General features: G+C 65.0%; 16 protein-coding genes and 1 other RNA gene. 8 read left to right on the forward strand and 9 right to left on the reverse strand.

The genetic code is table 11. The features are described 5' to 3' along the window. Positions 1–623: 623 nt before the first annotated feature. The 5 genes from AC0WRY_RS30310 to AC0WRY_RS30330 all read right to left on the reverse strand — a co-directional run bounded on the left by AC0WRY_RS30310 (position 624) and on the right by AC0WRY_RS30330 (position 3,300). Positions 624–1,448 (reverse strand): TIGR00282 family metallophosphoesterase, encoded by an 825-nt coding sequence (locus tag AC0WRY_RS30310; RefSeq protein WP_211415916.1) that lies wholly within the window; start codon positions 1,446–1,448, stop codon positions 624–626. After that, complete coding sequence (locus tag AC0WRY_RS30315) at positions 1,426–2,022, reverse strand: 5-formyltetrahydrofolate cyclo-ligase (RefSeq protein WP_491122200.1); 597 nt, start codon at positions 2,020–2,022, stop codon at positions 1,426–1,428. The genes AC0WRY_RS30310 and AC0WRY_RS30315 overlap by 23 nt, the downstream gene beginning before the upstream one ends. Positions 2,023–2,237: 215 nt before the next feature. After that, positions 2,238–2,398: non-coding RNA, 6S RNA (gene ssrS / locus AC0WRY_RS30320), on the reverse strand. Positions 2,399–2,599: 201 nt separating this feature from the next. Beyond that, positions 2,600–2,983 carry a cell division protein ZapA gene (locus AC0WRY_RS30325; RefSeq protein WP_194404398.1) on the reverse strand — a complete coding sequence of 128 codons (384 nt, stop codon included), beginning with the start codon at positions 2,981–2,983 and terminating at the stop codon, positions 2,600–2,602. Then, a complete protein-coding gene (locus AC0WRY_RS30330) occupies positions 2,980–3,300 on the reverse strand; it encodes a DUF4164 domain-containing protein (RefSeq protein WP_018318703.1) in 321 nt (106 codons plus the stop codon). Before AC0WRY_RS30330 ends, AC0WRY_RS30325 begins: the two co-directional genes overlap by 4 nt. Positions 3,301–3,675: 375 nt before the next feature. On the opposite strand from AC0WRY_RS30330, the gene tkt reads away from it, so the two are divergent. The 8 genes from tkt to AC0WRY_RS30370 all read left to right on the forward strand — a co-directional run bounded on the left by tkt (position 3,676) and on the right by AC0WRY_RS30370 (position 13,205). Then, positions 3,676–5,661 carry a transketolase gene (gene tkt / locus AC0WRY_RS30335; protein ID WP_491122201.1) on the forward strand — a complete coding sequence of 662 codons (1,986 nt, stop codon included), beginning with the start codon at positions 3,676–3,678 and terminating at the stop codon, positions 5,659–5,661. 148 nt (positions 5,662–5,809) lie between these two features. Continuing rightward, positions 5,810–6,817, forward strand: a complete 1,008-nt coding sequence (gap, locus tag AC0WRY_RS30340) for a type I glyceraldehyde-3-phosphate dehydrogenase (protein ID WP_491122202.1) — start codon at positions 5,810–5,812, stop codon at positions 6,815–6,817. Positions 6,818–6,962: 145 nt separating this feature from the next. Beyond that, positions 6,963–8,159, forward strand: coding sequence for a phosphoglycerate kinase (locus AC0WRY_RS30345; RefSeq protein ID WP_491122203.1), 1,197 nt, complete (start codon positions 6,963–6,965; stop codon positions 8,157–8,159). A 55-nt stretch (positions 8,160–8,214) separates the two neighbouring features. After that, positions 8,215–9,282, forward strand: a complete 1,068-nt coding sequence (fba, locus tag AC0WRY_RS30350) for a class II fructose-bisphosphate aldolase (protein ID WP_211415912.1) — start codon at positions 8,215–8,217, stop codon at positions 9,280–9,282. Between the two features lie 225 nt (positions 9,283–9,507). After that, the gene (locus tag AC0WRY_RS30355; RefSeq protein WP_491122204.1) at positions 9,508–10,533 is read left to right on the forward strand and encodes a class I fructose-bisphosphate aldolase; all 1,026 of its coding nucleotides are present in this window, start codon (positions 9,508–9,510) and stop codon (positions 10,531–10,533) included. A 3-nt stretch (positions 10,534–10,536) separates the two neighbouring features. Next, positions 10,537–11,226: a thiamine phosphate synthase gene (locus tag AC0WRY_RS30360; protein WP_491122205.1), complete on the forward strand. Its 690-nt coding sequence runs from the start codon at positions 10,537–10,539 to the stop codon at positions 11,224–11,226. Between the two features lie 8 nt (positions 11,227–11,234). Next, complete coding sequence (locus tag AC0WRY_RS30365; protein ID WP_491122206.1) at positions 11,235–12,335, forward strand: tetratricopeptide repeat protein; 1,101 nt, start codon at positions 11,235–11,237, stop codon at positions 12,333–12,335. 84 nt (positions 12,336–12,419) lie between these two features. Further along, on the forward strand, positions 12,420–13,205 hold the full coding sequence (locus AC0WRY_RS30370; RefSeq protein ID WP_491122207.1) for an inositol monophosphatase family protein: 786 nt from the start codon (positions 12,420–12,422) through the stop codon (positions 13,203–13,205). 31 nt (positions 13,206–13,236) lie between these two features. Here AC0WRY_RS30370 and AC0WRY_RS30375 read toward each other — a convergent pair whose 3' ends face one another. From AC0WRY_RS30375 to AC0WRY_RS30390, 4 genes are all read right to left on the reverse strand, one after another. Next, on the reverse strand, positions 13,237–14,364 hold the full coding sequence (locus AC0WRY_RS30375; RefSeq protein WP_491122208.1) for an AAA family ATPase: 1,128 nt from the start codon (positions 14,362–14,364) through the stop codon (positions 13,237–13,239). Positions 14,365–14,533: 169 nt separating this feature from the next. Then, positions 14,534–17,692, reverse strand: coding sequence for a multidrug efflux RND transporter permease subunit (locus AC0WRY_RS30380; protein WP_194404408.1), 3,159 nt, complete (start codon positions 17,690–17,692; stop codon positions 14,534–14,536). 6 nt (positions 17,693–17,698) lie between these two features. Then, positions 17,699–18,889: an efflux RND transporter periplasmic adaptor subunit gene (locus AC0WRY_RS30385; RefSeq protein ID WP_371746190.1), complete on the reverse strand. Its 1,191-nt coding sequence runs from the start codon at positions 18,887–18,889 to the stop codon at positions 17,699–17,701. 219 nt (positions 18,890–19,108) lie between these two features. Next, complete coding sequence (locus tag AC0WRY_RS30390) at positions 19,109–20,128, reverse strand: SAM-dependent methyltransferase (RefSeq protein ID WP_491122209.1); 1,020 nt, start codon at positions 20,126–20,128, stop codon at positions 19,109–19,111. Positions 20,129–20,286 lie beyond the last annotated feature (158 nt).

Here is a 20,286-nt window from a genome sequence, read left to right on the forward strand (position 1 = left end):
CTTCTCGCTCAAACGACCATCTCCAGCCCGAAGGGTTGGCTGCTTGGACGATTGTGTATTCTATACCCTGATATTGCATGAGGTAGCCTTCATGTCGTTTTCGGCGGACGCAATTCGCCCTTGGTCCAAGCTTGAAAATCTGGGACCTGCATTGGATCGATGTCGTCGCACTTGATACACCGAAACTTCCGACCGCCTGTCTTGACGATCACGAAGTGCATCGGCTTACCGCATTTCGGGCAGATCGGGCGGTGAGAGTTTTTTGGCATAACTACTCCCGCTGAGAGCGGCGCGAGTCTTCTGCTCACAGTCATCGGTAGCTGCCTGAAATAGGCCGATGATGGAACCACGCTAGTCTCTCATTGTGACATCTGCATCAAGAAAGAACGGAACTACGTATTGTTACGTAGCCACCCATTTTAGTGCACTCGCAATCGTAACTCCGCTGTTAGCCCCGGACCGACCCACCTTCCGAAGTTCGGAACGGTGCAGCTCGTTGAAGCAGCGGCAGACACCCGAGCGCCAATGGCGGCTTACGAGACAGTCGCTCACCCGTCTCGCCGCTACGCGGCGAGCCACCCTCTGCAAAGGGAGAGAGGGCGCCACAATGCAGCCTGATAACTTCAGCTCAACCAGAATTTCGGCGTTGCCGGCTCCAGCCTTCCACCGACACGCACCGGCGCAATCTTCAGCGCGAGGCCCGTGGCGTCATCCGTCTCCACCGCGACGCCGCTCAGCGTCGCTGCGCCCGCGGCCGGCTCGAAGCGGCCTGACGGGATTCCCGAGGTGAACCTGCGCAGCGGCTCTTCCTTCTGCATGCCGATGATGGAATCGTAATCGCCGGTCATGCCGGCATCGGTCATATAGGCGGTGCCGCCCGTGAGGATCTGGTGGTCGGCGGTCGGGACATGGGTGTGCGTGCCGACGACGAGGCTGGCGCGGCCATCGCAGAAGAAGCCGATACCCTGCTTCTCGCTCGACGCCTCGCAATGGAAATCGACGACGATGGCATCCGCGGCAACGCCGAGCGGGCAGGCCCCGAGCTCGCGCTCCAATGCTGCGAAGGGATCATCGAACGGGGTCATGAAGACTCGCCCCAACGCGTTGACGACGAGCGCATGCTTGCCGTTCTTGGTCTCGACCAGGGCCGCTCCGCGGCCGGGCGTGCCGCGCGGATAGTTGGCGGGACGCACCAGGCGCTCGGCGCGCTCGATGAACACGAGCGCCTCGCGCTGGTCCCAGGAATGGTTGCCGAGCGTCACCGCGTCGGCGCCCGCGTCGAGAAACTCCTGATAGATCGCTTCCGTGATGCCGAAGCCGCCGGCGGAATTCTCGCCGTTGACGACGACGAAATCGAGCGACCAGTCCTTGACCATGCCGGGCAGATATTCGGCGATGGCGTTGCGCCCCGCTCGGCCGACGACATCACCCACGAAGAGAATGCGCAACTTCAGAACTCCGGAAATCGAACACGTCCGATTCCGTTAGCACATAATCCAGCGCGACGTCGTGCGATAGTGCCGGAACCGCCTTGATCTCCTGCGCTGCAAAAGCAAGTCCGATGCCGACGATCTGCTTGGCTTTGCGCAAATGCGCGAAGGTGAAATCGTAATGCCCGGCGCCATAGCCGATGCGATGGCCGAGGCGATCGAATGCCGCGAGCGGCGTCAGCATGACATCCGGAATGACTTCAGCGGCCGCCGGCGACGGTTCGGGAATGCCGAGCGGGCCGAGCATCAGACGATCGTTCGGACGGAAGATGCGGAAGACCAGGGCCTGGCCGCGCGCGGTGACGCAAGGCAGCGCCAGCTTGGCGCCCTGCTCCGCAAGCGCCTTCATCAGCGGCATCGGATCGATCTCGCTGCGGATCGGCGAATAGCCGGACACGATGCTGTCGGGCAGAAGCTTGAACGGCAGCCCACGCTTGGCGAGCTTTGCGGCGGCGGCACTGCGCTTCTTCTCGCTCAAGGCGTCGCGCGCCGCGAGGGCTTTGGCACGGAGTTCGGCTTTCGTGTTGGGCATGCGCGTTTTCCCCCGAAGGCGAAGTCTTGCTCCGCCGTCATCACCCGCGACGCGGACGATCCGATATTCCAGAGACGCCAGTGCTAGACCTCGACGCGGCGGCGTACTCGATGCCCCCGGTCCCACGTGCGCATTAGGGGGGCATGACACCGAGATTGGACCGCAAGCGTGTCGGGGACGCAATTCGACAGGCACGAACCAGAAGGAAGAAACAGTGCGAAGCCGCGTACGCCGTTGAAGCACTCGATCCCGGAGTTCCCTACGAAAGTAGGTGGGCACCATATGTCCGGGCCCACGGGCCCGGCCAGGGACAGTTCCCTAAAGGATCGATAAGGCCCCGGGGATATATGGCTCCTGACGCGCGTCGCAGCCTCGCAGGGCCAATGTAACAACGATACTGACGAATCGCCAGCCCGGCGAGAGAGCGTGCTTCGGCGTCATGAAGCGGGCTGCGAGCCACGGCGGAAGTCCGCTCCCTCCCCCGCCTGCGGGGGAGGGTTGGGGAGAGGGTGTCTCCACATCGGGACAATCCCCCAGAGGATCCGGGGCGATGACTCAGCGCAGCTTTCGCGGCTCGTTACCCAATCGCGATCCCGTTGCCGACGGTGCGGTTCAGGACCTGGGTCGACTTCTCGATGCGTTCGGCGGCGGCGTTCAGGGCGTTCACCACCGCAGTCTGCGTCATCCTGGCGCGCTCGACGGCGGCATTGCGGAAATCGCGCAGCTCGGTCAGCTCCTGCTCCATGCTGCGGACACGGTTGCCGACGTCGACCAACTCGTCGCAGACGGTCAGCGCCGCCATCACGGTGAGCCTGGCATCACCGATCTCGCCGAACTTTCCGCGCAGCGACTGGATCCGCGTCTCCAGGCTCTCGGCGAGCTTGAGCAGCCGCACCTCCTGGCCCTCCTCGCAGGCCATGCGATATTGCCGGCCATTGATGGTGACGTTGATGTGGCTCATCCGTCCTCTCCGGTATCGAGCACCGAGCGTATCGTGACGATCGCGGAATCCAGCCGGTCAGAGATCTCGCGATTGGTGCGCTCGAGCTTGCGCGCCTTCACCAGCGCGCCGTCGAGCTCGTCGGCAAGCCGCGAGCGGTCCGCGCCCAGCGCCTGGATCCGCGCCGCGAGCTCGTTCTCGTCGCGATCGGCGTCGCGCCGGCGCTCCACCGCGCTTTCGAGCGCGTCGAGCGCCGCCATCAGCCTGCGGGTCGCGATCTCGATCTCGACCGCGGAGGACTCCGTCATGGCGGCACTGTTGGACACGCGATCGTTCATGCAGTCAGCGGTGGAACCTGGCGGCCTTTGCCCAGTGGCCTTTTCCTGGAGCTTGCCGCCCGGCAAAAGACTCGGTTCGGCAAGCGGTTAGAAGCAGAAATTTACAAAGCAAGCTAGCCCAGCGCAACGCCGCCGCGAAACTATGCACCGATCAATCGGGACGGAGGCCGTCCCGATCCGTCAGTTCCTCCCTCCCAGGTACCTGACGGAAAAGCGATCTCCACAGAGGCAACTTTTGCGGCCAAATCCGCGTTTGACTGCCTTGGACTCCCGGAACCGAGGTGCTATCCCAGCCCCGACCTTCAGTGGCCGCCAGGCTCCTCCCGCGCGGGCGTACATCGCCTCCAAGCGCCTCATTTCAGACGGATTTCAGACATGACGCAGGTCGATCACTCCCGTATGGCCAACGCGATCCGCGGCCTTTCGATGGACGCCGTCGAGAAGGCGAAATCGGGTCATCCCGGCCTGCCGATGGGTGCCGCCGACATCGCCACCGTGCTGTTCACGCAGTTCCTGAAATTCGACGCCGCCGCGCCCGCCTGGCCGGACCGCGACCGTTTCGTGCTCTCGGCCGGCCACGGTTCGATGCTGCTCTATTCGCTGCTGTACTTGACCGGCAATTCCGAGATGACGCTGGACCAGATCAAGCAATTCCGCCAGGTCGACTCGCTCACCCCCGGGCATCCCGAGAATTTCCGCACCAAGGGCATCGAGACCACCACCGGTCCGCTCGGCCAGGGCATCTCGACCGCGGTCGGCATGGCGCTCGCCGAGAAGATGCTCGCCGCCGAGTTCGGCAAGAAGATCGTCGATCACCACACCTATGTGCTCGCCTCCGACGGCGACCTGATGGAAGGCGTGTCGCAGGAAGCGATCGCGATGGCCGGCCACTGGAAGCTCAACAAGCTGATCTTGCTCTACGACGACAACGGCATCTCGATCGACGGCCCGACCTCGATCGCAGATTCCGTCGACCAGGTGAAGCGCTTCAAGTCGGCCGGCTGGGCAGCCGAGAAGATCGACGGCCATGACCAGGCGGCGATTGCCGATGCGATCACGCGCGCGAAGAAATCCAACAAGCCAACGCTGATCGCCTGCCGCACCACCATCGGCTTCGGCGCGCCGCACAAGGCCGGCACCTCGAAGGTGCATGGCGAAGCGTTAGGGGCCGACGAACTCAAGGCCGCCAAGGAAAATCTCGGCATCTCGCTCGAGCCGTTCGCGGTCGCCGAGGACGTGCTGAAGGCGTGGCGCGCAGCCGGCAGCCGCGGCGCGGCGGCGCGCCAGGAATGGGAAGCACGGCTCGGCGAGCTCGGCAGCCGCAAGCGCGCCGAGTTCGAGCGCCGCCTGCGTCACGAGCGTCCCGCTTCGCTCGCAAAGGCGGTGCGCGCCTACAAGAAGGAGCTGCTGGAAAAGCCGATGACTGCGGCGACCCGCAAGTCCTCGGAAGCGGTGATCGAGGTGATCGCCGGCGCGATGCCGATGGAATTTTTGGCGGGCTCGGCCGACCTCACCGGCTCCAACAACAACAAGGCGAAGTCGGCGACCGCCTTCTCCGCCAAGACGCCGAAGGGCCGCTTCATCCATTACGGCATCCGCGAGCACGGCATGGCCGCCGCGATGAACGGCATTTTCCTGCACGGCGGCTTCGCGCCGAACGGCGCGACCTTCCTGGTGTTCACCGACTACGCACGACCCGCGATGCGCCTTGCCGCTCTGATGGGCTCCGGCGTCGTGTACGTCATGACCCACGACTCGATCGGGCTCGGCGAAGACGGTCCGACCCATCAGCCGGTCGAGCATCTCGCCGCGTTGCGCGCCATTCCGAACATGCGCGTGTTCCGTCCGTGCGATGCCATGGAGGTCGCCGAGTGCTGGGAGCTCGCGCTCAATCGCGTGGACGGTCCGACCGTGCTGGCGCTGACGCGGCAGAACCTGCCGCAGCTGCGCACCACCGCGCCGAACGACAACCCTTGCGCAGCCGGCGCCTACGAGCTGGTCGCAGCCGAGGGCGAAGCCAAGGCGACGCTGTTCGCCTCCGGCTCCGAGGTCGAGATCGCGGTCGCCGCCCAGAAGCAGCTCGCGGAACGCGGCATCGCCTCGCGCGTTGTTTCCGTTCCGTCGCTCGAGCTGTTGTTAGCGCAACCAGAGGCCAAGCGCGCCGCCATCATCGGAAATGCGCCGGTGAAGGTCGCGATCGAGGCTGCCGTGCGTTGGGGCTGGGATGCCGTGATCGGCCAGGATGGCGAATTCGTCGGCATGCATTCCTTCGGCGAAAGCGGCCCGGCCAAGGAGCTTTACAAGCACTTCGGTATTACCGCCGAGGCTGCGGTTAACGCTGTGCTGAAACGCGTTTCCTGAGAGTTGAGCTTGCCGTAAAAAAGGACTACGTAATCTCTCATATGATCAAGCACCGCCCGGCCGAACCGGGCGCCCGCCCCTAAAAAACCCTCGCAGGCGCGCATAGCGCGTTGTGCGGGATGACAACGGTCATTGAAGGAGACGAAACATGGCAGTCCGCGTTGGAATTAACGGTTTTGGCCGCATCGGCCGCAACATCCTGCGGGCTATCGCCGAGTCCGGCCGCAAGGACATCGAGGTCGTCGGCATCAACGACCTCGGCCCGGTCGAGACCAACGCTCATCTGCTCCGTTTCGACAGCGTCCACGGCCGCTTCCCCGGCACCGTCACCGTCGATGGCGGCTCGATCAATCTCGGCGGCGGCAAGATCAAGGTGACCGCCGAGCGCGATCCCTCGAAGCTGCCCTGGAAAGATCTCGGCGTCGACATCGCGATGGAATGCACCGGCATCTTTACCTCGAAGGACAAGGCCTCCGCGCATCTCACCGCCGGCGCCAAGCGCGTGCTGGTCTCCGCGCCCGCCGACGGCGCCGACGCCACCATCGTCTACGGCGTCAACCATGAGACGCTGACCAAGGATCATCTGGTCATCTCCAACGGAAGCTGCACCACCAACTGCCTGGCGCCGGTCGCCAAGGTGCTGAACGACCTCGTCGGCATCGAGACCGGCTTCATGACCACGATCCACGCCTATACCGGCGACCAGCCGACGCTCGACACGATGCACAAGGATCTCTACCGCGGCCGCGCGGCGGCGATGTCGATGATCCCGACCTCGACGGGTGCTGCGAAGGCGATCGGCCTCGTGCTGCCCGAGCTGAAGGGCAAGCTCGACGGCGTCGCGATCCGCGTGCCGACCCCGAACGTCTCGGTGGTCGACCTCAAGATCGTCGCCAAGCGCGCCACCGACGCCAAGGAGATCAACGCGGCGATGAAGCGCGCCAGCGAGCAGCAGCTCAAGGGCATCCTCGGCTACACCACCGCGCCGAACGTCTCGATCGACTTCAACCACGACCCGCACTCCTCGACCTTCCACGAGGACCAGACCAAGGTGCAGAACGGCACGCTGGTGCGCGTGATGTCCTGGTACGACAACGAGTGGGGCTTCTCGAACCGCATGGCGGACACCGCCGCTGCGATCGCGAAGGTGATCTGAACCAGGTCTCGTGTCCCGGGCGCGGTGCAGCGCCTAAGCGCTGCTCCGCAGAACCGGGACCCATTCAATTGCGGGACTCGCTGAGATGTGGGTCCCGGTTCTGCAGCGCATCGCTTCGCGCTGCGCAGCGCCCGGGACAAGAGAGATGACCAACAAATTCCGCACCCTCGACGACGTCGAATTGAAGGGCAAGCGCGTGTTGCTGCGCGTCGATCTCAACGTGCCCATGGACAATGGCCGCGTCAGCGACACCACCCGGCTCGACCGCGTCGCGCCGACCATCACCGAGATCTCGGACAAGGGCGGCAAGGTCATCCTGCTCGCGCATTTCGGCCGGCCGAAGGGACGCGACGCCAAGGATTCGCTTAAGCCCGTCGCCGAGGCGCTGTCGAAGGTGGTGAAGAAGCCCGTCGCCTTCGCCGAGGATTGCATCGGCGAGCCCGCAGCCAAGGCGGTCGCAGGCTTGAAGGACGGCGACATTCTCTGTCTCGAAAACACCCGCTTCCACAAGGAAGAGGAAAAGAACGATCCCGCCTTCGTGGCGGAACTGGCAAAGCTCGGCGACATCTGGGTCAACGACGCCTTCTCGGCCGCGCACCGCGCCCACGCCACGACCGAAGGCCTCGGCCACAAGCTGCCGGCCTATGCCGGCCGCACCATGCAGGCCGAGCTCGATGCGCTGGAGAAGGCGCTGGGCTCGCCCACCAAGCCCGTCATCGCCATCATCGGCGGCGCAAAGGTCTCGACCAAGATCGACCTCCTGGAAAATCTCGTGAGCAAGGTCGATGCGCTGGTGATCGGCGGCGGCATGGCCAACACCTTCCTGCACGCCCAGGGCGTTGCGGTCGGCAAGTCGCTGGCCGAGAAGGATCTCAGCGCCACCGCGCTGCGCATCATGGAGAAGGCGGAAGCCGCCAACTGCGCGATCATCCTCCCTGTGGACGCCACGGTTGCCTATCACTTCGCCGCCAACGCGCCCTCGCATGCCTATGGGCTCGACGCGATTCCGGCCGACGGCATGATCCTAGACGTCGGCCCGCAGTCGATCGCCCGCGTCCACGCCGCGATCGACGACGCGGCGACGCTGGTCTGGAACGGACCGCTCGGCGCATTCGAGATGCAGCCCTTCGATCGCGGCACGGTCGCGGCCGCCAAGCACGCTGCCGAGCGCACCAAGGCCAAGAAGCTGATCTCGATCGCGGGCGGCGGCGACACCGTCGCGGCGCTCAACCAGGCCCATGTGGCCGGTGACTTCACCTATGTCTCGACCGCCGGTGGCGCGTTCCTCGAGTGGATGGAAGGCAAGCCGTTGCCCGGCGTCGAGGTGCTGCGCGTCAAGTAAATTCAAGTCGGCAAACATCGCGGCCTTGCAAGGCCCCAACGGGAGAACAAGACAGATGGCTCGGATCACGTTACGTCAACTGCTCGACCACGCGGCGGAGAACGATTACGGCGTACCGGCCTTCAACATCAACAATATGGAGCAGGCGCTGGCGATCATGGACGCGGCCAACCAGGTCGACGCGCCCGTCATCATCCAGGCCTCGCGCGGTGCGCGCTCCTACGCCAACGACATCATGCTCAAGCACATGATGGACGCGGTCACCGAAATCTATCCGCACATCCCGGTCTGCGTGCATCTCGACCACGGCAACGAGGCCGCGACCTGCATGACCGCGATCCAGGCCGGCTTCACCTCCGTCATGATGGACGGCTCGCTGAAGGCCGACGGCAAGACCCCCGGCGACTGGGCCTACAATGTCGGCGTCACCAAGACCGTGACCGACATGGCCCATCTCGGCGGCATCTCGGTGGAAGGCGAGCTCGGCGTTCTCGGCTCGCTCGAAACCGGCATGGGCGACAAGGAAGACGGCCACGGCGCAGAAGGCAAGCTCAGCCACGACCAGCTGCTGACCAATCCGGACGAAGCCGTGAAGTTCGTCCAGGAGACCAAGGTCGACGCGCTCGCGATCGCGATGGGGACGTCCCACGGCGCCTACAAGTTCACCCGCAAGCCCGACGGCGACATCCTCGCCATGAACGTGATCGAGGAGATCCACCGCAAGCTGCCGAACATGCATCTGGTCATGCACGGCTCCTCGTCGGTGCCGCAGGACCTGCAGGAGATCATCAACGCCAACGGCGGCAAGATGAAGCCGACCTGGGGCGTGCCGGTGGCCGAGATCCAGCGCGGCATCAAGAACGGCGTGCGCAAGATCAACATCGACACCGACAACCGCATGGCGATGACCGGCCAGATCCGCAAGGTGCTGAAGGACAGCCCGGAAGAGTTCGATCCGCGCAAGTACTTGAAGCCGGCCATGGAAGCCATGACCAAGCTGTGCAAGCAGCGCCTGCAGGAGTTCAACACGGCAGGCCAGGCCTCCAAGATCAAGCGTGTCCTGACCACCGCCGAGATGGCCAAGCGCTACGCCAAGGGCGAGCTGGATCCGAAGGTGGCGTAAGCGACGAAGGGCAGGCACCGTCATTCCGGGGCGCGCGCAGCGCGAGCCCGGAATCCATGGTGCCACCGTCGACGCGAATCAATGGATTCCGGGCTCGCGCCTAGGGGCGCGCCCCGGAATGACCGGCCTCCCCCCTTTACCCTGCGACGAACGATAGCTCGGCAATTGCCCGAGAACGGTCTATTTTCACGGGCAAGGGCAGAGTCGTTTTGGGAGGACCTCTCGATGAATCTGACTGAGCTCAACAAGGTGGCGACCGCCATGGTCGCGCCGGGCAAGGGCATCCTCGCCGCCGACGAATCCTCCGGCACCATCAAGAAGCGCTTTAACGCAATCGGCGTGGAGTCCACGGAAGAGAACCGCCGCGACTATCGCGAGATGCTGTTCCGCTCCAAGGACGCCATGAGCCAGTACATCTCGGGCGTGATCCTCTATGACGAGACGATCTGGCAGGACGCGAAGGACGGCACGCCGCTGGTGAAGCTGATCGAGCAGAGCGGCGCCATTCCCGGCATCAAGGTCGACGAAGGCACGCAGGCCTTGCCGATGTGCCCGGGCGAAACAGTCACCGTCGGGCTCGACAGGCTCGCCGAACGCTTAAAGAAATATTACGAACGCGGCGCGCGCTTCGCCAAATGGCGCGCGGTGATCGACATCGGCAGCGGTATTCCCTCGATGACCGCGATCAGCGTCAACGCCCACGCGCTGGCGCGCTATGCCGCACTGTGCCAGGCCGCGCAGATCGTGCCGATCGTGGAGCCGGAGGTGCTAATGGACGGCGACCACGACATCGACCGCTGCTATGAGGTGACGAGCCGCGTGCTGAACAAGACGTTCCAGGAATTGCGCGTGCAGCGCGTCGCGCTCGAAGGCATGGTGCTGAAGCCCAACATGGCGATCTCAGGCAAGAAATGCGCGAAGCAGGCGCCCGTCGAGGAGGTCGCGGAGAAAACCGTCCGCCTGCTCAAGGCCTGCGTGCCCGCGGCCGTGCCCGGCATCGCCTTCCTCTCCGGCGGCCAGTCGGACGAAGAGGCGACCGCGCATCTCAACGCCATGCACAAGCTCGGCCCGCTGCCCTGGGGCCTGACCTTCTCCTACGGCCGCGCGCTGCAGGCGGCGCCGCAGAAGGCCTGGTCCGGGAGGCCTGAGAACATCGCTGCCGGACAGCGCGCCTTCAGCCATCGCGCGCGGATGAACGGCCTCGCCTCCAAGGGCGAATGGCAAAGTAGCCTGGAACAGAAGGCAGCCTAGATCTTGTCGAACAAACCGCCTCCGCCGCGCCCGGCGCCTCGCCTTTATCTTGCGACGCCCGTCGTCGATGATCCCGCTGCGCTTCTCGGCGAGCTGCCGGCCCTGCTTGCCGCCGCCGACGTCGCGGCCGTGCTGCTGCGGCTGAAGGAGACCGACCAGCGCACCATGATCTCGCGCGTCAAGGCCTTCGCGCCGCCGGTGCAGAAGGCGGGCGCCGCGCTGCTGGTCGAGGGCCATGCCGAGCTGGTCGCGCGCGGCGGCGCCGACGGTGCGCACCTGCCCGGCATCGCCGCGCTGAAAGAGGCGCTGCCATCGCTCAAGCCCGATCGCATCGCCGGTGTCGGCGGGCTGACGACGCGGCACCATTCCATGGAGGCGGGCGAGATCGGCGCAGATTACGTGCTGTTCGGCGAGCCCGATGCGAAGGGACAGCGTCCGTCGGCGGAAGCGATCGCGGAACGGCTGAACTGGTGGGCCGAGCTGTTCGAGCCGCCCTGCGTCGGCTTTGCGCTGTCGCTGGAAGAGGCCCATGACTTCGCGCTCAGCGGCGCCGATTTCGTGCTGGTCGGCGACTTCATCTGGTCCGATCCGCGCGGGCCCAAGGCGGCGCTGATCGAGGTCGACGCCGCGATCAAGAAGGCTCACGCGACGGCGATAGCCAGCCCAGATCCTGCGGGCAGCGAGCACGGCTAGCGCCCGACATGAAACTCCCCTGCATCACCATGCTGGCGACGCTGCTGCTCACGGTACCGGCGGCCGCGCAGCTTCAGATCACCCCGCCGGCGACAATCCCCAGTCCGCCCGCGGAGAAGCAGAAGCCCAAGCCGGCCCCGCCCGCCAAGAAGAAGGAGGCTGCGCCGGCGCCAAAACCTTCGGCCTCGCCCAAGCCCGCCCCGTCCTCCAAGCCCGCCCCCTCTTCCAAGCCGACGCCGACCCCGACCGTGATCCCGGCGCCGCCGACCGACAATTCCAGCGCCGATCTGGTGTACGGCGCCTATCAGCGCGGCCAGTACAAAACCGCGTTCGACCTCGCCACCGCCCGCGCACAAGGCGGCGATCCCAAGGCGATGACCATGCTCGGCGAGCTCTATTCCAACGCCATGGGCATTCGCCGCGACTACGCCAAGGCGGCCGAATGGTACAAGCGCGCCGCGGACGCCGGCGACCGCGAGGCGATGTTCGCGCTCGCCATGCTGCGCATTTCAGGCCGCGGCGGCTCGGTCGACAAGAACGAGGCGGTCAAGCTGATGGCGTCCGCCGCCAAGCTCGGCGAGCCCAAGGCGGCCTATAACCTCGCGCTGCTCTATCTGGACGGCCAGACCCTGCCGCAGGACGTCAGGCGTTCAGCCGAGCTGCTGCGCCAGGCCGCCGATGCCGGCCTGCCCGAGGCGCAATACGCGCTCGCGACCTTCTACAAGGAAGGCACGGGCGTGCCGAAGGATCCGGAACGCGCGGTGCGGCTGCTGCAGGCCGCCTCGCTCGCCGACAATGTCGACGCCGAGGTGGAATATGCCATCGCCATGTTCAACGGCACTGGCACGCCGAAGAACCAGCCGGCTGCCGTCGCCCTGCTCCGCAAGGCCTCCCGCCAGGGCAGCGCGATCGCGCAGAACCGGCTGGCCTGGGTGCTGATCAACGGCGTCGGCACGCCCATGGACAAGGTCGAGGGCTTCAAATGGCACCTGGTGGCCAAGACCGCCGGCAAGGGCGACCCGGAGCTCGACAAGCAATTCTCCGACCTTCCGCCCGAGGAGCGGGCCAAGGCGGAGGCCGCCGCCAAAAAATGGCTTGGGAGCAAATGACTTGACCTTCAGCCCCTCGCAGGGCACCCAATCCTCCAAACACGCGCGATTTCGCGCCATTTCCCCCGATCAAGACCAGAGCTCATGCTGTATTCCGCAACTATCAACGTCATGGTCAAGGCCGCGCGCCGCGCCGGCCGCAGCCTCAAGCGCGATCTCGGCGAGATCGAACATCTCCAGGTCTCGCTGAAGGGACCGGCGAATTTCGTCTCGCTCGCCGACAAGCGCGCCGAGGAGATCCTCTACCAGGACCTCGCCAAGGCCCGCCCCGGCTACGGCTTCATCGGCGAGGAAGGCGGCATGCGGGAAGGCAGCGACAAGAGCCATACCTGGATCGTCGATCCGCTCGACGGCACCACCAACTTCCTGCACGGCATCCCGCAATTCGCGATCTCGATCGGCCTCGTGCGCGAGGGCACGATCATCGCCGGCGTGATCTACAACCCTGCCAATGACGAGCTCTACATCGCCGAGCGCGGCAAGGGCGCCTTCCTCAACGACCAGCGCCTGCGCGTCGCCGGACGCCGCCAGCTCAACGAATGCGTGGTGGCCTGCGGCCTGCCCCATATCGGCCGCGGCGACCACGAGGAATTCCGCCGCGAGATGACCGCGATCCAGGACCGCGTCGCGGGCCTCCGCCGCTTCGGCGCCGCCTCGCTCGATCTCGCCTTCGTTGCCGCCGGCCGCCTCGACGGCTATTGGGAGCGCAATTTGCAATCCTGGGACATCGCCGCCGGTATGCTGATGGTGCGCGAAGCAGGCGGCACGGTGAGCGACATCAGCACGCCCGGCGATGCGCTGGTGACCGGGGACGTGGTGTGCGGGAACGAGTACGTGCACGGGGAACTGGTGAGGATCTTGCGGAGGTAGGCGTAGCCGCACGACTGCTCGATCTCAACGGCTAAGACTCGTCATCGTCGGCCTCATCGTCTCGATATTCCCCGCCGAGGGTCAGCCCCTCGATCGCGGTGGCGCCTTTCGACTTCATGACGCGGCGAAGCGGGACGGAGCTCTCGCTTCGCAGGGCCTCCATCAGCTGCTCCGAATGGGTGACGATCCAGATGTCGGCGCGACTTGATGCCTTGGCGATCAGCCGGGCCAATGGCGCCAGCAGCGACGGATGCAGGCTGGTCTCGGGTTCGTTCAGCGCGATGAAGGGCGGAAGCCGATAGCCCATGAACACCGCGAGCAGGCAAATGTATTTCAGTGTCCCGTCGGATAATTCGTGAGCCCTGAACGGCCGCGGCATATCCTCCAGCTGCAGATCGAATTCGCACACGCCGCCCTGTTCCCATGCGCGGAGCTCGGCGCCCGGGAATGCGTCCTGGATCGCATCCTGCAGGTCGGTGGCATCTCCTCTGATGGTGTAGAGCGTCGACAGGGCCGCAGCGAGATCGCTTCCGTCGGCACTGAGCGAGGGCGTCGTGATCGCAAGACAGGGCTTTCGAACCGGCGACGCCGGATCGGTACGAAAGTCGTGATAGAAGCGCCAGCCCAGCATCGCGTTTCTGAGCAGGTCGATCTCCGGGCATTCCTTGCCGTCGAAAAAGCCCGCAAGCGCCGGCTCCGACGGCAGCACTGCATCCCTGTGGCTGCTCCATGCGCCGCTCTCGCTGCGGACGCGGACGAGCGAATTCTTTCGCTCCATCAGCAGAACCGTTCGTTTGCCCTGCACCCCCTCGATGCTTTCGGACTTGATCATCGGCTCACCGGAAAACGCCGCCTCGAGCGGGGCCGGATATCCGACTTCAATGGAGTATTTGAGACGGTCGAACTTGACCGACAACCGTAACCTCCCATCCTCGCCGCGTTTGCGGACGCCGGACCAGCAGACCGAATTCAACCCGCCTTCGTCGGCGATCGTCCGCGTGATCCGCCCGGCTGCCGCATCGCGCAACAGCGACAAGGACTTGTAGAGGTTGGACTTGCCGACACCGTTCTCGCCTACAAAGACGGACAGGGGATGGATCGGGATGGAGAGCCGCCGGATGGAGCGATAGTTCGAGATCGTAACGTCGGTCGGACGCATCGCATGCTTTCAGTCGGCAGGTCTGGTGCGTTCGCAGGTCCAGCGCCAACGCACATCCCATCAATCCAGGGATGCAGTCTCGGTCGACGCTCGCGCGAAAGCAAGCCGGACGCCCGTCGACATCAAGCGACGGCGCATCCAACTCCGGCGGTTAGGACCGATCCGGCGTTCAGTGGCCGGTTCTTGCCGGCGCCGGCGGCCCGTACGCCTCACCATCCTTCGCCGCCGCCTTCTCCCTGTCCCCCGCCAGCACGCGCTGCACCGAGACGAAGAACACCGGCACCATCAGCAGCGCCAGGATCACCACCGCGATCATGCCGCCCATGACGATGCTGCCGAGCGCCTGCTGGCTGGCGCCGCCGGCGCCGTGGGCGATGGCCATCGGCAGCACGCCGCAGATGAAGGCAAGGCCCGTCATCAAAATGGGGCGGAAGCGCAGGCGGCAGGCTTCGATGGTGGCTTCCACCAGGGGCTTGCCCTCTTTCCGCAGGTCTTTCGCGAATTCGATGATCAGGATCGCGTCCTTGGCCGCGAGGCCGATGATGGTGATCAGGCCGACGGTGAAATAGACGTCATTGGGCAGGCCGCGCAGCATCGCCGCGGTCACCGCGCCGACGATGCCGAGCGGGACGGTGAGCAGCACCGCGAGCGGAATGGTCCAGCTTTCATAGAGCGCGGCCAGACACAGGAACACCACGAACACCGAGAGCGCGAGCAGGAACGGCGCTTGCGAGCCCGACAGCTTTTCCTGGAGCGACTGCCCGGTCCATTCATAGCCGAAGCCGCGCGGCAGTCTTCCCGCAAGCCGCTCCATCTCGGCAATCGCATCGCCCGAGGTGAAGCCGGGCCTGGCTTCGCCGGAGATGCGCACCGCCGGATAATAGTTGAAGCCGGCGATCTGCGTCGGCCCGCGCGCCCATTCCACCGTGGCGAAAGACGAGAACGGCACGAGCTGGCCGCGGCTGTTCTTGACGTTGTAATTAAGAATGTCCTCGGTCCGCATGCGGTCGCGGGCGTCGGCCTGCACCACGACGCGCTGCATGCGGCCGCGGTTCGGGAAGTCGTTGATGTAGTTCGAGCCGAGATTGGTCGAGATCGTGTTGTTGATGTCCTCGAAGGTGACGCCGAAGGCGCCGGCCTTCTCGCGGTCGATCACGAGATTGACGACGCCCGCCTCGGGCAGGCCCTCGACATAGACTTTCTGCAGCACCGGGCTCGCATTGGCCTCCGCGATCAACTGATCGGCGGCGCGCATCAATTGCTGATAGCCCTTCTGGCCGCGGTCCTGGAGGCGGAACGAGAAGCCCGAGGAGTTGCCGAGATTGTCGATCGGCGGCGGCTGCAGCGCCGCGATCTTCGCGTCTTTGATCGACGACAGATCGCGGTTGATGTCGTTGACGATCGCTGCGGCGGAATCCTTCGGCCCGCGCTCCGACCAGTCCTTCAGAGTGATGAAGGCTTGCGCCGTATTCATGCCCTGACCTGAGAAGCTGAAGCCGGTGAGGAAGGTGACATCCTCGACGCCCGGCCGTGCTGCAAGATATTTTTCGACCTTCTCGATCACGGCCTCGGTGCGGGCGTAGGACGAATCCGATGGCGTCTGGACGTCGGTGGTGACGAAGCCCTGATCGTCGATCGGCAGGAAGCCGCCGGGCAAGTTGACGAAAGCCCAGGACAATCCGACCAGAAGCGCGGCATAGACCAACATCAGGCGGCCGGTGCGCTTCAGCGAGAAGCCGACGGTGCGGGAATAACCTTCCTTGCCGCCTTCGAGCACGCGGTTGAACCAGCCGAACACGCCGCGCTTGGCATGGCCGTGGCCGGCTGCGACGGGCTTGAGCAAGGTCGCGCACAGCGCCGGCGTCAGCGACAGCGCAAGAAAGGCGGAGAAGCCGATCGCGGCGACCATGGTGACCGAGAATTGACGATAGATGATGCCGACCGAGCCCGGGAAGAACGCCATCGGCACGAACACCGCCATCAGCACCAGCGTGATGCCGATGATGGCGCCCGAGATCTGCGACATCGCCTTTCGCGTCGCATCCTTCGGCGGCAGGCCCTCCTCGGCCATGATGCGCTCGACGTTCTCGACCACGACGATGGCGTCGTCAACGAGGATGCCGACCGCGAGCACCATGCCGAACATCGAGAGCATGTTGATGGAATAGCCGGCCAGCAGCAGCGTGGTGCAGGCGCCCAGCAGCGCCACGGGCACCACGATGGTCGGAATGATGGTGTAGCGGATGTTCTGCAGGAACAGGAACATCACCACGAACACAAGCACCACGGCTTCGACCAGCGTCGACAGCACTTTCTCGATCGAGGCCTCGACCACGGGCGTGATGTTGTAAGGGATCTGGTAGGTGATATTGGCCGGGAAGAAGCGTGACAGCTCCTTCATCTTCTCTTCGACCGCGCTCGCGGTCGCCAGCGCGTTGCCGGTCGGCGACATCAGCACGGAAAGACCGGCGGTCGGCTTGCCGTTCAGTCGCGTGTTGAACTGGTAGCTGAGACCGCCGACCTCGATGCGCGCAACGTCGCGCAGGCGCACGGTGGAACCGTCGGCATTGGCGCGCAGGATGATGGAGCCGAACTCGTCCGGCGAAGAGAGCTGGCCCTTGACCAGCACCAGCGCGGATGTGCGCTGGCTCGACGTCGACGGCTCGGCACCGATGCTGCCCGAGGCGACCTGCGCGTTCTGCGCGGCGATGGCCTTGTTGACGTCGTCGGCGGTGAGCCCGTAGCCGACGAGCTTGGCCGGATCGACCCAGACGCGAAGCGAGCGCTCGGTCGAGTAGAGCGTAGCGCGGCCGACGCCGGGAATGCGGCGGATCTCGCCCAGCACGTTGCGGATCATGAAGTCGCCGAGACCGACCTCGTCCAGGCTGCCATCGGTCGAGCTGAGCGTGATGATCTGCAGCACCGCGCTGGACGCCTCCTCGACCAGGATGCCCTGCTGCATCACCGCGCGCGGCAGGCGTGCCTCGACGCGCTTGATGCGGTTCTGGACCTCGACCGAGGCGTCGTTGGTATTGGTGCCCGGCTGGAAGTTGGCAATGATCTCGACCTGGCCGAGCGAGTCGCTGGTCGATTCGAAATTGAGAATGCCGGAGGCGCCGTTGAGCTCCTCCTCGATCAGCCGCGTGACGCTGTTGTAGAGGTTTTCCGGCGAGGCGCCGGGATAGCTGGTCGAGATCGAGATCGAGGGCGGCGCGATGATCGGATATTGCGCGACCGGCAGCAGCGGCACGGCGATCGCGCCGATCAAGCAGATGAACAGCGCGACCACCCAGGCGAAGATCGGCCTGTCGATGAAGAAACTCGCCATGATGCCTTACTGCATCATCTGGGCGCGTTGACTTTCCACGATGGTCCCTGCCTCGGCCCAGGATTGCGGCTTGACCTTGTCGCCAGCCGCGAACTTCTGGAACCCTTCCACGACGACCTTGTCCCCGGCCTTCAGGCCCTCGGTGACAAACCAGACACCGTCCTGCACCGAGCCGGTGCGCACCGGCTGCACCGCAACGCGATGGTCGTCCTTGACGACGAAGACTTCGCTGCCACCGCCCCCGTTACGCTGGATCGCCTGCTGCGGCACCGCGATCGCGTCGGCGTCGATGCCCTGCTCGAGCCGCACGCGAACATACATGCCGGGCAGCAGTTCACGATTCGCATTGGGAAACTCGCCGCGCAGGGTCACTTGTCCGGTATTGGCGTCGACCTTGGCATCGGAAAACAACAGCTTGCCGTTCAGCGGATAGATCGTGTTGTCGTCGAGCACGAGGCGCACCTTGGCCGCATCGGGTGCGATGCGCTCGAGGTCGCCGCTCTCGAAGGCGCGGCGCAACTGATTCAGCTCGTTCACCGATTGAGTGAAGTCGGCGTAGATCGGATCGAGCTGCTGAATGGTGGCGAGATTGGTTTCGTTTTGCATCACGAGCGCGCCCTCGCTGACCAACGCTGCGCCGACGACGCCGTCAATCGGCGCCCTCACGGTGGCGTAGTCGAGGTGCAGCTTTGCCCGGGCAAGATCGGCCTTGCGGCCCTCGACCTCGGCATGCGCCTGACGCTCTGCCGCGATCGCCTTCTCGTTCTCGGCTTCAGGGGCGGCACGCTGGCTGGTCAGCATGGCGATGCGGTGCGCCTGCTGTTTGGCCTGCATCAGCCCAGCTTCGGCCTTGGCGAGGGCCGCCTGGTTGGCTGACACTTCGACCTCGAACGGACGGGGATCGATGCGGTAGAGCGGATCGCCCGCCTTTACTTCGCTGCCCTGGTGGAACAGGCGCTCCACCACGATGCCCGAAACCCGAGGCCGCACGTCGGAGACCCGGGTCGGCGCGACGCGGCCAGGAAGTTCCCGCACGATGGAGCGAGGCTGCGGCCTGACGGTGACGACGCTGACATCCGGTTCGGCCGGTTGTGCTTGGACTATGGCGGAGTTGGATTCCTCGCAGCCCGCAAGCAGCGGCGCTGCGACCGCGAGCATTATAGCCATGCAGGCGGATCGCACATGTAGCGCTGGCATAAAGGTAGTCGCCCCGTTCATCACATTGCTCTCAGGCTTCCAGAAAGGATCTGGACAGTCTGACGTGAAAAGGAAAATAGACGGTGTTTGCTGCGACGCAATGAGGGCGTGGGCGGCTCATTGTCACACGATCTATCTCGCTGAAAAAACGATCGATTTCGCGAGTCACCGGATCGTGAATCGAGTTCCCTTCCGGCGTGCTGCGACAGAAGTTCGCAATTACCCGGCAGCTTTCAACCGATATTGGCTGACGCCCCATTCGGTTCCATCGGCGTAGCCGAACAGGCCCGATGTCGCGAGCAGGAACCAGCGCCAGCGCCGCAGCCAGAGCGCGGTCTCCTCGCCATAGACCTTGCGCAACGACGCCTCGATCGTGTCGCGATGCCTATCGCAATTGGCGAGCCAGTCGTTCGCGGTGCGCTGATAATGCGTGCCGCTCCAGCACCATTCCTTCTCGACCGTGAAGACGTCGTCGAATTGCCTGACGAGGTGATGGCTTGGCATCAGACCGCCCGTGAAGACGTGCTGCGCAATCCAGTCGTCGCGATCGAGCCGGTCGAACAGCTGCGAGCCGGAGCGGTGGCTGACGATTTGCATGAAGAACCGCCCCTCGGGCGCGAGCCATGAGCGCAGGCGCGTCATCAGCTTGCGCCAGTTCATCATCTGCTCGAACATCTCGACCGAGACGATGCGGTCGAACTGGCCGTCGGGCGCGAACACGTTCATGTCCGCGGTGACGACGCGCAGGTTCAGCAAACCCCGCCGCTGCGCCTCCGCCTCGACATGAGCGCGCTGCGCCTGCGAGGTCGACACGGCCGTCACCTTGGCGTGCGGAAACTGCCGCGCCATCCACAGCGACAGCGAGCCCCAGCCGCAGCCCAGCTCGAGGATGGTCTGGCCATCGGCGAGACCGGCATGCTCGACGGTCTGGCGCAAGGCCTCCTCCTCCGCCTCCTGCAAGGTGCTCGAATCGGTCTTGTAGAAGCAGCAGGAATATTTGCGGCAGGGGCCGAGCACGTCGGCGAAGAACGAAGCGGGCACCTCGTCACGCCCGGCCTCGGAATCCTCGAAGATTGGCCGCAGCATCATCCGGCCGGCGAAGGCGGCGTCGGTGGCCGCATCATGGCCGGCGAGGCGCGTTGCAGTGCGGGAGCACAGGCGCTGGATCGCGGCGCGGATCACGAGGTCCGGCAGCGGCACGCGTTCGGCAGTCCCCATAATCGCGGAAACGACGCTCATGCGGCCCCCCGAATAGCGAACTTCTGCAGATACCTGTCTATCAAAGCGCCGCTTCCGGTCCGGGTTCCCAGCGCCGTCCCCGAAATCGGCGCATCCGGCGCTTTTTTTGGGCTGGCGCTGTGCCATAGTGCGCACCGCAAGCAAGTTTTCGTAACGGA

It is taken from the genome of Bradyrhizobium sp. T-12, assembly GCF_058314695.1.

What these genes read in the sequence shown, in the direction of transcription:
- AC0WRY_RS30355 (WP_491122204.1), top strand. Translation starts at nt 9,508, where the DNA reads ATGAATCTGACTGAGCTCAACAAGGTGGCGACCGCCATGGTCGCGCCG.
- AC0WRY_RS30325 (WP_194404398.1), bottom strand. Translation starts at nt 2,983, where the DNA reads ATGAGCCACATCAACGTCACCATCAATGGCCGGCAATATCGCATGGCC.
- tkt (WP_491122201.1), top strand. Translation starts at nt 3,676, where the DNA reads ATGACGCAGGTCGATCACTCCCGTATGGCCAACGCGATCCGCGGCCTT.
- AC0WRY_RS30365 (WP_491122206.1), top strand. Translation starts at nt 11,235, where the DNA reads ATGAAACTCCCCTGCATCACCATGCTGGCGACGCTGCTGCTCACGGTA.
- AC0WRY_RS30315 (WP_491122200.1), bottom strand. Translation starts at nt 2,022, where the DNA reads ATGCCCAACACGAAAGCCGAACTCCGTGCCAAAGCCCTCGCGGCGCGC.
- AC0WRY_RS30390 (WP_491122209.1), bottom strand. Translation starts at nt 20,128, where the DNA reads ATGAGCGTCGTTTCCGCGATTATGGGGACTGCCGAACGCGTGCCGCTG.
- gap (WP_491122202.1), top strand. Translation starts at nt 5,810, where the DNA reads ATGGCAGTCCGCGTTGGAATTAACGGTTTTGGCCGCATCGGCCGCAAC.
- AC0WRY_RS30375 (WP_491122208.1), bottom strand. Translation starts at nt 14,364, where the DNA reads ATGCGTCCGACCGACGTTACGATCTCGAACTATCGCTCCATCCGGCGG.
- AC0WRY_RS30385 (WP_371746190.1), bottom strand. Translation starts at nt 18,889, where the DNA reads ATGCCAGCGCTACATGTGCGATCCGCCTGCATGGCTATAATGCTCGCG.
- fba (WP_211415912.1), top strand. Translation starts at nt 8,215, where the DNA reads ATGGCTCGGATCACGTTACGTCAACTGCTCGACCACGCGGCGGAGAAC.
- AC0WRY_RS30330 (WP_018318703.1), bottom strand. Translation starts at nt 3,300, where the DNA reads ATGAACGATCGCGTGTCCAACAGTGCCGCCATGACGGAGTCCTCCGCG.
- AC0WRY_RS30380 (WP_194404408.1), bottom strand. Translation starts at nt 17,692, where the DNA reads ATGGCGAGTTTCTTCATCGACAGGCCGATCTTCGCCTGGGTGGTCGCG.
- AC0WRY_RS30370 (WP_491122207.1), top strand. Translation starts at nt 12,420, where the DNA reads ATGCTGTATTCCGCAACTATCAACGTCATGGTCAAGGCCGCGCGCCGC.
- AC0WRY_RS30345 (WP_491122203.1), top strand. Translation starts at nt 6,963, where the DNA reads ATGACCAACAAATTCCGCACCCTCGACGACGTCGAATTGAAGGGCAAG.